At 64.9% G+C, this 14404-nt stretch carries 13 protein-coding genes and 5 pseudogenes; 8 read left to right on the forward strand and 10 right to left on the reverse strand.

What is annotated here, in order from left to right:
- The first annotated feature begins 11 nt into the window (after positions 1–11).
- The 5 genes and pseudogenes from petA to AC0IX7_RS18885 all read left to right on the forward strand — a co-directional run bounded on the left by petA (position 12) and on the right by AC0IX7_RS18885 (position 4515).
- Positions 12–508: pseudogene (petA, locus tag AC0IX7_RS18865) on the forward strand (ubiquinol-cytochrome c reductase iron-sulfur subunit).
- A 10-nt stretch (positions 509–518) separates the two neighbouring features.
- Positions 519–1837, forward strand: a pseudogene (locus AC0IX7_RS18870) (cytochrome b).
- Positions 1838–1858: 21 nt separating this feature from the next.
- Positions 1859–2700, forward strand: a pseudogene (locus AC0IX7_RS18875) (cytochrome c1).
- Between the two features lie 148 nt (positions 2701–2848).
- On the forward strand, positions 2849–3394 hold the full coding sequence (locus AC0IX7_RS18880) for a phosphoribosyltransferase family protein (RefSeq protein ID WP_471813376.1): 546 nt from the start codon (positions 2849–2851) through the stop codon (positions 3392–3394).
- A gap of 473 nt (positions 3395–3867) precedes the next feature.
- On the forward strand, positions 3868–4515 hold the full coding sequence (locus AC0IX7_RS18885) for a hypothetical protein (RefSeq protein ID WP_471813377.1): 648 nt from the start codon (positions 3868–3870) through the stop codon (positions 4513–4515).
- Positions 4516–4795: 280 nt separating this feature from the next.
- Here AC0IX7_RS18885 and AC0IX7_RS18890 read toward each other — a convergent pair whose 3' ends face one another.
- The 7 genes and pseudogenes from AC0IX7_RS18890 to AC0IX7_RS18920 all read right to left on the reverse strand — a co-directional run bounded on the left by AC0IX7_RS18890 (position 4796) and on the right by AC0IX7_RS18920 (position 8857).
- Positions 4796–5257: a MaoC family dehydratase gene (locus AC0IX7_RS18890; RefSeq protein ID WP_471813378.1), complete on the reverse strand. Its 462-nt coding sequence runs from the start codon at positions 5255–5257 to the stop codon at positions 4796–4798.
- Between the two features lie 25 nt (positions 5258–5282).
- Positions 5283–6173, reverse strand: a complete 891-nt coding sequence (locus tag AC0IX7_RS18895; RefSeq protein ID WP_471813379.1) for an alkaline phosphatase family protein — start codon at positions 6171–6173, stop codon at positions 5283–5285.
- Positions 6125–6574: pseudogene (locus tag AC0IX7_RS18900) on the reverse strand (alkaline phosphatase family protein); the annotation flags it as partial. The pseudogene AC0IX7_RS18900 and the gene AC0IX7_RS18895, both read right to left, overlap by 49 nt.
- Positions 6575–6800: 226 nt before the next feature.
- Positions 6801–6971: a hypothetical protein gene (locus AC0IX7_RS18905; protein ID WP_471813381.1), complete on the reverse strand. Its 171-nt coding sequence runs from the start codon at positions 6969–6971 to the stop codon at positions 6801–6803.
- On the reverse strand, positions 6968–7456 hold the full coding sequence (locus tag AC0IX7_RS18910; RefSeq protein ID WP_471813383.1) for a hypothetical protein: 489 nt from the start codon (positions 7454–7456) through the stop codon (positions 6968–6970). The genes AC0IX7_RS18905 and AC0IX7_RS18910 overlap by 4 nt, the downstream gene beginning before the upstream one ends.
- Positions 7399–7830, reverse strand: a complete 432-nt coding sequence (locus tag AC0IX7_RS18915) for a hypothetical protein (protein WP_471813385.1) — start codon at positions 7828–7830, stop codon at positions 7399–7401. Before AC0IX7_RS18915 ends, AC0IX7_RS18910 begins: the two co-directional genes overlap by 58 nt.
- Positions 7831–8491: 661 nt before the next feature.
- Positions 8492–8857, reverse strand: a complete 366-nt coding sequence (locus AC0IX7_RS18920) for a hypothetical protein (protein ID WP_471813386.1) — start codon at positions 8855–8857, stop codon at positions 8492–8494.
- Positions 8858–8980: 123 nt separating this feature from the next.
- Between AC0IX7_RS18920 and AC0IX7_RS18925 the strand changes: the two genes are divergently transcribed.
- Together AC0IX7_RS18925 and AC0IX7_RS18930 are read left to right on the forward strand one after the other, a co-directional pair.
- Positions 8981–9220, forward strand: coding sequence for a hypothetical protein (locus AC0IX7_RS18925; RefSeq protein WP_471813388.1), 240 nt, complete (start codon positions 8981–8983; stop codon positions 9218–9220).
- A gap of 769 nt (positions 9221–9989) precedes the next feature.
- Positions 9990–10391, forward strand: a complete 402-nt coding sequence (locus AC0IX7_RS18930) for an excalibur calcium-binding domain-containing protein (RefSeq protein ID WP_471813389.1) — start codon at positions 9990–9992, stop codon at positions 10389–10391.
- 18 nt (positions 10392–10409) lie between these two features.
- Here AC0IX7_RS18930 and ychF read toward each other — a convergent pair whose 3' ends face one another.
- Positions 10410–11507, reverse strand: a complete 1098-nt coding sequence (gene ychF / locus AC0IX7_RS18935) for a redox-regulated ATPase YchF (protein WP_471813390.1) — start codon at positions 11505–11507, stop codon at positions 10410–10412.
- 350 nt (positions 11508–11857) lie between these two features.
- Between ychF and AC0IX7_RS18940 the strand changes: the two are divergent.
- A pseudogene (locus AC0IX7_RS18940) lies at positions 11858–12920 on the forward strand (NAD(P)-dependent alcohol dehydrogenase).
- A 301-nt stretch (positions 12921–13221) separates the two neighbouring features.
- Here the strand turns inward: AC0IX7_RS18940 and AC0IX7_RS18945 are convergent.
- Together AC0IX7_RS18945 and pth are read right to left on the reverse strand one after the other, a co-directional pair.
- On the reverse strand, positions 13222–13827 hold the full coding sequence (locus AC0IX7_RS18945; RefSeq protein ID WP_471813392.1) for a TIGR02466 family protein: 606 nt from the start codon (positions 13825–13827) through the stop codon (positions 13222–13224).
- A complete protein-coding gene (pth, locus tag AC0IX7_RS18950) occupies positions 13824–14396 on the reverse strand; it encodes an aminoacyl-tRNA hydrolase (RefSeq protein ID WP_471813394.1) in 573 nt (190 codons plus the stop codon). The genes AC0IX7_RS18945 and pth overlap by 4 nt, the downstream gene beginning before the upstream one ends.
- Positions 14397–14404 lie beyond the last annotated feature (8 nt).

A 14404-nucleotide genomic window follows, 5' to 3' on the forward strand; every position in this document is an offset into this window, starting at 1 on the left:
GCCGTGATTTCATCAATATCGCAGCCGTCTCGTTCGCCGGCGTCGGCGCGGTCGCGATCGTCCTGCCTCTGATCAACCAGATGAACCCGAGCGCCGACGTGCTCGCGCAGTCGACCACCGAGATCGACCTGTCGAAGATCCTCCCCGGCCAGGCGATCAAGACCAGCTTTCGCAAGCAGCCGCTGTTCGTGCGCAACCTGACGCCGAAGGAAATCTCGAAGCCGACGCGGTCGATATCGCGACGCTGCGCGATCCGCAGACGCTCGAGGAGCGTACCAAGGCGGGCAAGAAGAACTGGCTGATCACGCTGGGCGTCTGCACGCATCTCGGCTGCGTCCCGCTCGGCGCGGGCGAGGGCGAGAACAAGGGGCCGTTCGGCGGCTATTTCTGCCCGTGCCACGGTTCGGCCTACGACACTGCCGCGCGCATCCGCAAAGGCCCCGCACCGACCAACCTCCACGTGCCGGATTACGCCTTCAACTCCGACACCGTCGTCACGGTAGGCTGAGGAAAACGACATGAGCTTTCCCTGGGCCAAGCAATACGAACCGAAGCTGCCGCTGACGCGGTGGCTGGATGAGCGGCTTCCCGTTCCCCGGCTCGTCTACAATTCACTCGGCGGCGGCTATCCCGTCCCGCGCAACCTCAACTATTTCTGGAACTTCGGCGTGCTCGCTGGCGCCGCGCTGGCGATCCAGATCATCACCGGCATCGTGCTGGCGATGCACTACGCCGCCAATGGCGCGGTCGCCTTCGATTCGGTCGAGAGCATCATGCGCGACGTCAACGCGGGCTGGTTCCTGCGCTATGCGCACGCCAACGGCGCATCGATGTTCTTCATCGTCGTCTACACGCACATCTTCCGCGGGCTGTATTATGGCTCGTACAAGGCGCCGCGCGAGATGGTTTGGCTGCTCGGCGTGGTCATCTTCCTGCTGATGATGGCGACCGCGTTCATGGGCTATGTCCTTCCCTGGGGCCAGATGAGCTTCTGGGGCGCGCAGGTCATCACCGGGTTCTTCTCGGCGATCCCGCTAGTCGGCGACACCATCCGCATCTGGCTGTTGGGCGGATTCGCGCCGGACAACGCCGCGCTCAACCGCTTCTTCTCGCTGCATTACCTGCTGCCGTTCGTGATCGCGGGCGTCATCATCCTGCACATCTGGGCGTTGCACATCCGGGCTCGAACAACCCGACCGGCGTCGACGTGAAGGGCGAGCAGGACACCGTCCCGTTCCACCCCTATTACACCGCCAAGGACGGCTTCGGGCTCGGCATCTTCCTGCTGATCTTCGCCAGCCTGTTGTTCTTCTTCCCGAATTATCTTGGCCACCCGGACAATTACATCCCGGCGAACCCGCTCTCGACGCCCGCGCACATCGTCCCCGAATGGTATTTCTGGCCGTTCTACGCGATCCTGCGCGCCTTCACCGCGGACTTCATCCTGCCGGCCAAGCTGTGGGGCGTGCTGGCGATGTTCGGCTCGATCCTGCTGCTGTTCTTCCTGCCCTGGCTCGACAGCTCGCCGGTCCGTTCGATGAACTACCGTCCCAAGGCGCGGATCGCGTTCTGGGTGCTGGTCGCGGACATCCTGGTGCTCGGCTATTGCGGCGGCGCCCCGGCGAACGCGTTCTACGTGATCCTCAGCCAGATCTGCGCGGCCTATTACTTCGCGCATTTCCTGATCATCCTGCCGATCATCTCGCGCTCCGAGCGTCCGCGGCCGCTGCCCAACTCGATCACCGAGGCCGTTCTGGCCAACCACGGTGGCACCAGCCCGGCCAAGACCGCGCTCGCGACGTCCACGACGTCGCCTGCACCGCACGCCGCGCACTGATACGAACTCGAGGACACACACATGGTTCGTCTCATCGCATCCATCGTCGGCGCGGCCTTCGTGCTGGTGCTCGGCATCGCGCTCTTCGGCAGCGTCGCGGGGTCATCACCGATCCCGTCGCGCCGACCGCCGAGAGCGTCGCGCACAAGCACCCGAAGGAACTCGAGCTCGCCTCCAACGGCGTGTTCGGCAAGTTCGACCGTCGCCAGCTGCAGCGCGGGTTCCAGGTCTACAAGGAGGTCTGCGCCGCCTGCCACTCGCTGCGGCTCGTGTCGTTCCGCGACCTGCAGAAGATCGGCTATTCGGAGCCCGAGGTTAAGGCGATCGCCAACCAGTGGGTGATCGAGCAGCCGTCGATCAATCCGGAAACGGGTGAAGCGGCAACGCGCAAGAACATCCCGTCGGATCGCTTCCCGTCGCCGTTCGCGAACGAGGTCGCCGCCCGCGCCGCCAACAACAACGCGCTGCCGCCCGATCTCTCGCTGATCACCAAGGCGCGCGAGGAGGGCACTGCGTACGTCCACTCGCTGCTGACCGGCTACACGACACAGCCCGCCGCGCTGCTGAAGGAATTCCCGGACATCAAGACGCCCGAGGGTCTCCACTACAACCCGTATTTCGCGAACCTCAACATCGCGATGCCGCCGCCGCTGACTTCGGATGGTCAGGTGACCTATGCGGACGGCACCAAGCCGACGATCGACCAGATGTCGACCGACGTTTCCGCGTTCCTGACCTGGACCGCCGAGCCCAATCTGGAGGCGCGCCACGCCGCCGGATTCGCGTCGATCATCTTCATCCTGATCTTCTGCGGCCTCGCCTGGGGCGCGTACCAGAACGTCTGGCGCGACGTTAAGCATTGATGGCGGCCGGGCTCCCGCGGTAAGGGCGCACGGATAGAGGGAGCGGCGGACGGGTGATAAGCCCGATCCGCCGCTTTCGTTTCGGCCGGGGCGCAGCGTCGCGTCTCGGCCCATCCGCCGCCGTCGTGCGGAACGAAGGGAACGATCCATGTCCGATTTCGCCGAGCAGAATGCCGACCTCAAGGCCCTGATCCGCACCATCCCGGACTTCCCCAAGCCCGGCATCCAGTTCCGCGACATCACGACGCTGTTGCTCGACCCCACGGCTGGGCGACCGCGATCGAACGCATGGTCGCGGCAGTTTCCGGCCCGTCGACCTGATCGCCGGCATCGAAGCCCGCGGCTTCCTGTTCGCCGCAGCCCTCGCCGCACCGCTCAAGGCCGGCGTCCTGCTGATCCGCAAGGACGGCAAGCTTCCCGGCGCCACGATCGCCGAAGATTACGCGCTCGAATACGGCACCGACCGCATCGCGATCCACGCCGACGCCTTCGCCCCGGCGCGCGCGTCCTGCTGGTCGACGACCTGATCGCCACCGGCGGCACCGCCCGCGCCGCCGTCCGCCTGCTTCACAAGGCCGGCGCGATCGTCACGCAGGCGCAGTTCCTAGTCGATCTCCCCGAGCTAGGCGGCGCAGACGCCCTACGCTCAGACGGCATCGAGGCCTCGGCCCTGATCCACTTCCCCGGCCACTGATCGCACTCGGCGAACCCGCCGCGCGCCCATCCTCGCCGCATGCCTCCCGCCGTAAGGCAGTCGTACGCCGCCAACTAAAGCACCCCCGGCGAAGGCCGGGGCCCAGATTGGGGAACGTCGCCAACGGAGGACGCCTCGCCGTTACCTCAGCCATTCCAATTGGGCCCCGGCCTCCGCCGGGGAAGCGTACCTCCCAAACTGTTCCCCCAAACCGTTCCCCGCGGACGCGGGAGCCCAGCTAAGTACCGCGGCGCTCCGTTACCCTGGACCCCCGCGTCCGCGAGGGAACAGTAAGGAAGGGCGTGCCGGTTCCTCTCCCAGCTCCTGCCGAACTCAAAACCCCGTCAGACCCCATTCCCACCCCCGGTACGAAATCCCGTCAGACCTCGTTCATGGAACTTGCGACATAGTGTCTCCGTTGTGCGACGAATGGCGGCGCGTTGTGTCCGCCCTCCGCGTACGGGAGAATTTCCATGTTTATGAAACGCTTCGGCATTATCGGCCTGGCCCTGGGCCTCGGATTGGGCGTCGCTGGCTGCACAGACGGTTACGGCTATGGCGGCGCTGGCCTCGGCTATGCGAGCGACCCCTATTACGGTGGCGGGTATGGCGGCGGCTATTACGGCGCAGGGTATGGCGCAGGGTATGATGGGTTCGCAGGCTATGGCGGCCTGAATTCCTATTACGGCTGGAACGGCAATTATTATTATCCCGGCTCGGGCGTCTACGTCTACGATCGCAATCGTCGCCCGTATCGCTGGAACGGCGCGCAACAGCGCTATTGGCAGGGTCGTCGCGGCAACTATCGCGGTAACGGCAACTGGGGCAATTTCGCCCGCGGCAACAATCCCGCGGCGCGCGAATATCGTCAGGATCGTCGCGAAGCCAACCGCGATTTCCGCCAAGACCGCCGCCAGGATCGCGGACAGCTCCGCAACGGCCAGATCACACCGGACCAGTTCCGCGGCGAACGTCGCGAGGCGCGCCAGCAGTATCGCGGCGAGGCCCGTCAGGACCGGCGCGAATACCGCCAGAATCGCGGAACGCAGGGCCGCAGCTTCGGCGGTGGCAACCGCGGATTTCGTGGCGGCAATCCCGGCGGCGTTCGCACGCCCCGGTAACTAGCGTAGATTGGTTCACGCGAAGGAACGAGGGCGCGAAGAGACAGAAGGTTTGTTCGCGCGGAGGCGCGGAGGCGCGGAGAGTTGTAGAATAGCGAGGGGAGGGCGACCTCCTCTCAAAAGGCACCAAAGCTCACCAAGCGGCTCGGTCATACCAAATCTTCTCCGCGCCTCCGCGCCTTCGCGTGAACAAACCTTCTGTCTAGCTTTGCGCCTTTGCGCCTTCGCGTGAATCACTACTGCATGAGAGCCAGACAGTGTTCGGGCTGACGCCCACCAGTCAGCCAGCCGGCCCTTCCGTAGGGCGCGTCGCGACCAGTCCGTTCGATACGAACGTCATCACCATCACGCCGTCCTGATTGAACACCCGCATCCGGCTCTTGAAGATCCCCATCTCCGGCCGGCTTGCCGACACGCGCTTTTCCAGAACCTCGCTCTCGCAGCGCAAGGTGTCGCCCGGATACACCGGCTTGATCCACTTCAGTTCGTCGATGCCCGGCGACCCGAGCCCCGCCTGCTCGTTCTCCTTCAGATGCGCGACCAGCATCGCCATCGTCATCGCGCACGTATGCCAGCCGCTCGCCGACAACCGCCCGAAATGCGTCTGCGCCGCCGCCTCGTCGGACAAATGAAACGGCTGCGGATCGTATTTCGCGGCGAACGCGGTCACCTCCTCGCGGGTGATGGCATAGGAGCCGAACGACGCGGTCCGACCGACCTCGATATCCTCGAAATACTGCACGCGAACCTCTCCTCTTATCGTTGCATCACCTTCTGGAAGGGAGCAGCGGTTCCGTCCAGCCCGCCTCGGCCGGCAACCCGATCAGGTCGCGCAGCAAGGGCTCGATCGCGACATTGTCGAAGCTCGGGATCGTCTTGCCGCGACCGAACGCCGGCCCGTTGGCGATGAACAGCGCGCGCATCTCCGGCGCCATGTTGTCGTATCCGTGCATCCCACCGGCCGAAGCCCGGGTCGGCGCACTCGCATCCACCCGCCAGCCGACATCGGCGAGACACAGATAGCTCGGCACCCGCGGATTGCGCCCATAATGGAAGCGCGCCGGGATCTCGCTTTTTCGCCAGCATTGCAGATGATCGTGCGGCTTCAGCAACCGCGCCTCCAGCGCCGCCTCATGCCCCGGCACCGCGAACAGGGTCGCGTACGGCCCCATCTCGACGGTGCGATAGTCCGCCTTGTCCGCGATCGTATCGAGCGCCACGACGCGCGTGCTGCTGGTCGCCGCCATGCCGTGATCCGCGACGATCACCAGGTTCGCCGGCTGCCCCAGCGCGGCCAACCCGCCGACCAGCGCGCCGATGCTCGCATCGACGTCCGCGACAGCCTGAGTCACGCCCGCGCTGTCCGGCCCGCCCGCATGACCCGCGCTGTCGACCGTATCGAAATACAGCGTCACCAGCTTGGGCCGGGTCGCCGCCGGCCGCCGCATCCAGTCGAGCACCGCGTTGACGCGCTGCGTCCCCGAAACCTGCTGGTTGAACTGCTGCCAGTCCTCCGGCCGCGTGCCGCCCTCGATCGCACCGTGGCTGTTCGGTTTGGCGGTCCCCCGACCGCGACGTTCGCGCCCGGCCAGAACATCGTCGCGGTCCGGATCCCCGCCTTCTCCGCATCGACCCAGATCGGCGAACTCTCGCTCCACCAGAACGGATCGTCGGTCGCCATCGTGAACGTCTCGCCCGGCCGCGCCGGATCCTCCATCTTGTTCCCCACGATCCCGCTGCGATCGGGCCGCAGCCCCGTCACCAGCGTCCAGTGATTGGGAAAGGTGACGCTGGGAAACGACGGCCGCATGCTCGCCAACACCCCGCCCGCGCGCAGCCGGTTGAGGTTCGGACTGACGCCGCGGTCGAGATAATCCGGCCGAAACCCATCGATCGACACGAGAATCGTAACCGGCGCCCGAGCCTCGCCCGGCATCGCAGCCGCCGCGGTCGATGCAGGAGCCGGCGCAGTAATCGGCGCAAGGGCAGGGGGCGTATACGGATACGCACACCCGGCGAGTGCCAGCCCCAGCAATGCGAGCACAGTCGTCTTCATCATAACCGTTCGTCCCGAGCAGGTGCCGACGTCGCGCGATCCCTACTCGGCACGCCCGGCGAGGGAAACCCGTTCGCGTCGTGGATATGACCGCCCAATGGCGAGCACCACCCGGCGAAGGCCGGGGCCCAGTTGGGGGACATCGCCGATACGCGTTGCGCGTCGTTATTCCGACCTACCCAACTGGACCCCGGCCTCCGCCGGGAGGGGAGATTATTTGGCCAAGGACCTACAACCCCACCGCCAGCTTGCTGAACAAGGTCCAACTCACTGGCGTCTTCCCATAAGCGGCCTCCAGCGCCGCCGGCTTCGCATACGCCGCGACAGTCCCACCCAGCGCCAACCCCAACGGCCCGGCGATCGGCAAGCGGTACGCATACCCGACCTCAGCCTTCGTCACGCGAAACTTCCGATCATGCAACGGATCGTCGTGGTCGGGAAAAGCTCGTCGTTCGCCACGTTCTCGAGCCTGCCGAACACCGCATGCCGCGGCGTCAGCTCGTAATTGGCCTCCGCCAGGAACGCGCTCAGCTTCTCCCCAGGCACCCGGTCCTTGAGACTATACGCAAAGGTCGTAGCCAGCCCGCCCCGCGCATATTGCACGCTCGCGGTCGAGCGGTTCTCGTCCTCGCCCGGATGCTGCGCCTCGGGCTCCTTCAGCCGCCCATGGCTCACCTGCACCGCCCAGAACGGCGACGGCGTCCACGTCCCCCGCACGCTCCACGAATCGAGTCGCGGCGTCTCGATCCCCCAACGATGCTCGTCCGGCTCGCGTCCCTTGAACGCCGACGCCTCCAACTGGAACGCGGGCGTCGCATAGCCCGCCGTCACCACGCCGTAGGTGATATGCGTCGAGTCGAACCAGTGATGCGTGATCGGCGACATCGGCTGATACCGCGCCGACCCCGGTGCATGAACGCGCTCGGCCCCAGCGCCGGCTCGCCGACCGGCCCGCCATACAGGAACAGCGTGTTGCCGTTCCCCAGCCGGTAATCGATCTTCGCAGCAAGCTCCATGAACAGGTCGTGCGGATGCTGCCGATCGACCAGCGGCCGGTCGTTCGCCAGCTCGCCCGTCGCGAACAAGTTCGTGTAGCCCCGCGCGCCCATCAACGGCTCCAGGCTGTTCATCGCCCGCAACTGGATATGCCAGCGGTCGCCCAGGTCGCGATCCGCCATCAGCATCGCCATCGACTGCACGAACGCCTCGCTCTTCCCGCGCGGCCCCCTGGTCGGTCGCGACGCCCCATGCATAGCCATGCGCCATCAGCATCCACTCGCCCGCCTGCGTCATATACCCACGCATCGGCCCCTCGGCGGCCGGCAGCCGCGACGTCCCGCTACCTTGGCTATAGAAGCCGGCGGAAGTCCCCATCGCCATCCCGGCCATCGCCGACCCCGCGGGCATTTTCGCCACCGCCGCATCGGACGCGGCGCGATAGGCCGGGTCCACGATCATCGCGTGGCCCATCGCGCCATGATCCATGGCACCATGATCCATCGCCATCCCGGGCATCGCCGAGTGATCCATCTGCGCATGATCCATCCCCGGGATGGCGTCCGGCATCGCAGACGGCGCGGCCGAAGTCGGCGGCGCGACCGGAGCAGGGTGTCCCATCGCCGAATGGTCCATCGTCGAATGATCGACAGCACTCCCAGACTGCGACGCGCGAGCGGCCGGGGCCTTAGCCACCGGCCGCGACTTGACCTTCTTCACCGTCTTCTTGGGAGCTGCATCCGGCATCGTCATGCCCGGCATGGCCATGGAATGTTGCGCCACCGCAGCAACCGGCAGCACCGTCCCCACGACACCACCCGCAAGCAGCATCGCCCTCACGGCACCAGCCGCGAGAAACCTATATCGAGTCATTAGTATATCCTTGGAAAAGCCTGAAAATCGGGGCGCATCAGCACCCGACGATCAAGCCTCTCGCGGAGGCCGCAAAGCCGGCGCGATGCCAGCCCCAAGATCCAGCACCGCCACCCGCTCGGTCACCATGACCGGCTCCCGCAACGCCACGCCCAGAACGCGGGTGCCATTCCAGTTCGAAGGCGGCACGCACCCGATACACCCATGCAGCGCGGTCGCCTTCCGATCGGGCGCTTCGTGACCCGCTCGATGATCCGGCTCATGATCCGAAATGGCCTCCTGCGCCCCGCCCATCGCCGCCATGTCCATGACGACGGCAGGCCGCCGCGAAGCAGACGCATCATGACACGCCGCCGGCGCCACCGCAGGAAACGCAAACGCAGCAAGGAGCAAAGCCAGGATCAGGCGCGCGAGCATGTCGATAGTCTAACCCCCGCACGACCCGCCACAACCACGCAGTCTCTCCCCGACCCCGCCAAAGCCCACACAGTGCCAACCCGCAGCCTTGCCCGCAAGCCGCGAAAGGTTCAGCCTCCACCCATGAAGACCCCAACGCACCCCGAACGCACCAAGACCCCAAGCACCCCCGCCGCCAAAGTCTCGATCCGGATCGGCAAGCGCACCACCTTCGACGCCTCGGTCACCACCGCCGGCCTGCTGTCGGTAGGCGCGCTCGTATCCGGCATCCTCCTGTCCAGCGCCGTCATAGTCGCCGCTGCAGGTCGCAAGGCCGCAAGACGACCGCTGGCCTTGCCCGATCATACTAGGACCGACGGATAGCGCCCAAAAGTCGAACACGGCGACGAATTCAAGGCAGCCGGATAGCAGCCATTCGTTCAGCATGGTAATCGGTGGCTGCGGGGGATGTCGGATGCTGAGAACTTTAGGGCTTGGATGCGCCACGTATGCGGCAATTGCTGTCATATTTTATGGCGGGCTACTTCAGCCAATATTTCTAGCCACCGTTTGGTCAGATAGACTGGCGGCACCGTATTGGAGCTGGATCGTTTCTGCCTGTCTCGCGATCGGTACAGCGAGCTTCTTTTGCCGTCTCGATTAGCGTCGTTTCGTGGCCCAACTTTCGTGTTGGTCAGCTTGCTGGGTTCGCTGTTCTCGGTCGGGGCTTACGCCGACTACCTCACCTCAAAAGCGTTGCATGATTTCGGCGGAGAGCGGCATATCCAACACAGTTTCATCGAGTCAGTCCGCCATGCTCCAGCGGAGTTTCAGGTATTTTTACACGCTGCGGTCTTGAAGCGGTGTGTTCCGTTTGCTTGGAGTTACAGGTCTCTAAGCTTTTACCAAATACCACCTAACGTAGCCATAAACGTCCTGCCTATAGATTGGCTCGTTGAATGTCCCTCGATCAGGGCCGCCTCCTCAAGGCGATAGGCGGGCCGCTACGACGGCGGCTTAGGCCATCCCCATTACGAAAACAGCCGGTCTGATTACCTCTTCATAGCGGACATCGGACCTTTGCCTTCCTGGCTCTTAAGCCAGCAACCCACCGATAAGTCTTCGTCAACCACTACGCACATATAACAGCGCCATGGAGCGCTCCTTTAGCGCGGTCACGGCGGTCGCCTCGACATTGATGTTTGCTGGTGTCTGGAAAGCCACCGAACCGCAGCCGGCTGCACCCCCGGTCATCGTCGATACCAAGGCGGTGCCTCATACGCCGGTTACCGCGCCGCCGGCGCTGCAGCGTCATGTTGCCGCACCCGCCCGGTCAGCATCCGACGCCGAGCCCTATAACGTCGTTCGACCGGCATACCGATCATCGACCCCGGCTCGCCAGTCAGCCAGCGCCGGATCGGAAAGCTCGGTCTTCTACAGCGGGTGTCGCGAAGTGTGGGCGGCGGGGGCCGCGCCGCTTCACCGCGGCCAGCCGGGCTATCGTGCCGGCATGGACGGCGACGGCGACGGGATAGCCTGCGAAAACTATCGCTGACTCGCCGCCGCCAAATCCTTAGCTATGCAGGAAGTGCATCACGTCGCCGTCCTGAACGACGTACGCCTTGCCTTCCGCGCGCAGCTTGCCCGCCTCGCGCGCCTTCGATTCCCCACCCAGCGCGATGAAGTCGTCGAACGCGATCGTCTCGGCGCGGATGAAGCCCTTCTCGAAATCGCCGTGGATCTCGCCCGCTGCCTGCGAAGCGGTCGCGCCCTCGTGCACGGTCCATGCACGCGCCTCCTTCGGCCCGACCGTGAAGAACGTCAGCAGATGCAGCAACTTGTACCCCGCGGTGATGACCCGCGCGAGGCCGGTCTCTTCCAGCCCCAGTTCGCCGAGAAACTCGCCGCGATCCTCGGCCGGCATCGTCGCGATTTCCGCCTCGATCGCGGCCGACACCACGACGGCTTCCGCACCTTCGGCCTTCGCCTTTTCGAACACCCGCGCCGACAGCGCATTGCCGTTCGCCGCATCGCCCTCGTCGACGTTGCACACGTACAGGACGGGCTTAGCGGTCAGCAACTGTGCCTGCGCGAACACGCGCGCCTCGTCCTCGTCCTTCGGCACGGTCAGCCGCGCGGGCTTGCCTTCGCGGAGCAATTCGAGCGCCTGGCCGAGCACCGCCGCGCCGATCTTGGCTTCCTTGTCGCCCTGCATGCCCTTCTTGGCGAGGTTGGGGACGCGCTTCTCGAGGCTTTCGAGATCGCTCAGCATCAGCTCCGTCTCGACGGTCTCGGCATCGGCGATCGGATCGACCTTGTTGTCGACATGCGTCACGTCGCCATTCTCGAAACAGCGCAGCACATGGACGATCGCGTCGACCTCACGGATGTTGCCGAGGAACTGGTTGCCGAGCCCTTCGCCCTTCGACGCGCCACGCACGAGGCCGGCGATGTCGACGAAGCCGAGTTGAGTCTCGATGATCTTCTGCGATCCGGCGATCTTGGCGAGCGCGTCGAGCCGCTTGTCGGGCACGCCGACGTTACCGACGTTCGGCTCGATCGTGCAGAACGGATAGTTCGCCGCCTGCGCCGCGGCCGTCTCGGTCAGCGCGTTGAAGAGAGTGGACTTGCCGACGTTCGGCAGTCCCACGATGCCGCAGCGAAAACCCATGATATGCCCTTGGTATAAGAATGTGCGGGCGCTTTAGGGCAGGGCGGTCCGGAAGGCCAGTGAAGGCCGCGCGCGAGGAACGAGTTCATCCTGCTCCCATCCCTGAAAGGGAGGGGCTGGGGGTGGGTAGGCCAGCTCCAGCCGCAACCGTCCCACGATCCGGAAACCGACCCACTCCCAACCCCTCCCTTCCAGGGAGGGGAGAAGCCCGACGCCTCGTCGCAATGCCCAGCATCCTTTGATCGACCCACTCGATTGCCGCAGTGCAGCAAAATAAACATACCGACCGGTAGTTATCATATGGTCGACGCTTATATCCCGAGCCCAGCTTGAAATAGATCAGGAACTTCATGACCACGACCGCCCACGGCTACGCCGCGCAATCCCCGAAACCCCGCTCGCCCCTTCTCGTTCGAGCGTCGCGAACCCGGCAAGACCGACGTCGCGATCGACATCGCCTTCTGCGGCGTCTGCCATTCCGACCTTCACACCGCCAAGGGCGAGTGGGAAGGCACGCTCTACCCCTGCGTCCCCGGCCACGAGATCGTCGGCCGCGTCACCGCAGTCGGCAGCGACGTCACCAAGTTCAAGGTCGGCGACGTCGTCGGCGTCGGCTGCATGGTCGACAGCTGCGGCGAGTGCGCATCGTGCAAGGACGGCGAAGAGCAATATTGCGAGACGACCGGTATGGTGGGCACGTATAACGGCCCCGATCCCGTGCTGGGCGGCCACACGTTCGGTGGCTATTCGGACAAGATCGTCGTCGACGAAGGCTTCGTGCTGAAGGTCTCACATCCCGAAGCCGACCTCGCCGCGGTCGCGCCGCTGCTCTGCGCGGGCATCACGACGTACTCGCCGCTGAAGCACTGGAAGGTTGGCCCCGGCCAGAAGGTCGGCATCGTCGGTCTCGGCGGTCTCGGCCACATGGGCGTCAAGATCGCCAACGCGATGGGCGCCGAAGTCTATGTCTTCTCGACCTCGCCCAACAAGCGCGACGACGCCAAGCGTCTCGGCGCGAAGGACCTGATCGTCTCGAAGGACGAGGCCGCGATGGCCGAGCACGCCAACAGCTTCGACTTCATCCTGAACACCGTCGCGGCGAGCCACGACCTCGACACGTTCACCGCGCTGCTGAAGCGCGACGGCACGATGACTTTGGTCGGTGTGCCCGAGCACGCACATCCGTCGCCCTCGGTCGGCAATCTGATCTTCAAGCGCCGCGCGATCGCCGGCTCGCTGATCGGCGGCATCGCCGAGACGCAGGAGATGCTTGATTTCTGCAACGAGCACGGCCTGGTATCGGACATCGAGATGATCCGCATGGACGAGATCGAACCCTCGTATCAGCGGATGGTGAAGAGCGACGTGAAGTACCGCTTCGTCATCGATATGGCGACGATGAAGACGGCCTGATCGGGCAGGGGGCGGTGCTAACCAAGTGCCGCCCCAAACTCCCTCCCCTTCAGGGGAGGGTCGGGGTGGGGCAGTGCATCAAGCGCTACCATCCGCGGCCAAGCCCCACCCCAACCCTCCCCTAAAGGGGAGGGAGCAAGAAAATGCGCAAAACCCTTCATATACCACCACCCCGGCGAAGGCCGGGCCCAGTTGGGAAGGCCAGTGTGATGAAGGGCAGTCCTTCGTTAGCAACGTTTCCCAACTGGGCCCCGGCCTGCGCCGGGGTGGGGTCCTACTTCGGGGCCAACCGCGCCCCCAATCACCACCGATAATTAAAACTAATACTAATCCGCTCACCCTTGGCAGCATTCGGCACGACCTCATGCCGCAACCAGCTCTCCCACAAAAACACACTCCCCGGCTTAGGCTCGGCGTAAACAAACGTCCGCAAATCCTCCGCCGCATCCTCCAGCCGCGTCGGCGCCGCCATCATCATCGGCAACCGCGGATCCTCCAGCTTCAGCGCCCCGGCCCCCTCCGGAATCGTCACGTACATCGTCCCCGAGACGACACTATGCGGATGGATATGCCCAGAATGCGCGCCGCCCGGCTTCAGGACGTTCACCCAGAAGCTGTCGAGCTTCAACTTCCGCCCACCCAGATCGAACGCGCAATCCTTCGCAAAAACCGCAACATGCTTGTTCAACAACCGCACCAGATCCCCGAACCGCGGATCGCGCAACGGCAGGTCGTTCAGCGACGCATACGACGTGTACCCGCGATACCCATGCGCCTTCGACCAGGCGACCCCCGCGCGATCGGCCTTCGCCAGTTCGAGCGCGGCGTCCTCCAGTTCCTCGACCAGATCATCGTCGCCGAGATCGGCCTCATAGAAGCGCGTGGCAAACAGCGAGCGGGTGGTCATTGGTCCTGCATCCTCAACGCGACATCGTTCATGAAGCGGACGTCGTCGCCCTCCGCCAGCCACTTGGCCTCCGCCGCGACCGCGCCGAGCATGTCGGACAACGGCTCGATCTCGGCCTTCGCATAATTGCCGAGCACATAGCCGGTCACGCGATCCTTGTGCCCCGGATGCCCGATCCCCAGCCGCACGCGGCGAAACTCCGGCCCAAGATGCTGGTCGGTCGAGCGCAAGCCATTATGCCCCGCGGTCCCGCCGCCGGTCTTCACCTTCACGCGGAACGGCGCGATATCGAGCTCGTCGTGGAACACCGTCAGCGCCTCGACGCCGAGCTTGTAGAAGCGCAGCGCCTCGCCGATCGCGCGGCCGCTCTCGTTCATGAAGGTCGCGGGTTTCAGCAGCAGGATCCTGGTCGAACCGATCCGCCCCTCCTGCGTCCAGCCCTGGAACTGTTTCTTCACCGCGCCGAAGCCGTGCACCTCGGCGATCGCGTCGGCGACCATGAACCCGACATTGTGCCGGTGCATCGCATATTGCGCCCCCGGATTGCCGAGTCCCGCCCAGATCTGCACGTATGATT

The organism is Sphingomonas sp. AC411, assembly GCF_979253035.1.

What these genes read in the sequence shown, in the direction of transcription:
- AC0IX7_RS18945 (WP_471813392.1), bottom strand. Translation starts at nt 13,827, where the DNA reads ATGACCACCCGCTCGCTGTTTGCCACGCGCTTCTATGAGGCCGATCTC.
- AC0IX7_RS18920 (WP_471813386.1), bottom strand. Translation starts at nt 8,857, where the DNA reads ATGCTCGCGCGCCTGATCCTGGCTTTGCTCCTTGCTGCGTTTGCGTTT.
- AC0IX7_RS18930 (WP_471813389.1), top strand. Translation starts at nt 9,990, where the DNA reads ATGGAGCGCTCCTTTAGCGCGGTCACGGCGGTCGCCTCGACATTGATG.
- AC0IX7_RS18880 (WP_471813376.1), top strand. Translation starts at nt 2,849, where the DNA reads ATGTCCGATTTCGCCGAGCAGAATGCCGACCTCAAGGCCCTGATCCGC.
- ychF (WP_471813390.1), bottom strand. Translation starts at nt 11,507, where the DNA reads ATGGGTTTTCGCTGCGGCATCGTGGGACTGCCGAACGTCGGCAAGTCC.
- AC0IX7_RS18885 (WP_471813377.1), top strand. Translation starts at nt 3,868, where the DNA reads ATGTTTATGAAACGCTTCGGCATTATCGGCCTGGCCCTGGGCCTCGGA.
- AC0IX7_RS18910 (WP_471813383.1), bottom strand. Translation starts at nt 7,456, where the DNA reads ATGTCGCCGATCACGCATCACTGGTTCGACTCGACGCATATCACCTAC.
- AC0IX7_RS18915 (WP_471813385.1), bottom strand. Translation starts at nt 7,830, where the DNA reads ATGGCTATGCATGGGGCGTCGCGACCGACCAGGGGGCCGCGCGGGAAG.
- AC0IX7_RS18925 (WP_471813388.1), top strand. Translation starts at nt 8,981, where the DNA reads ATGAAGACCCCAACGCACCCCGAACGCACCAAGACCCCAAGCACCCCC.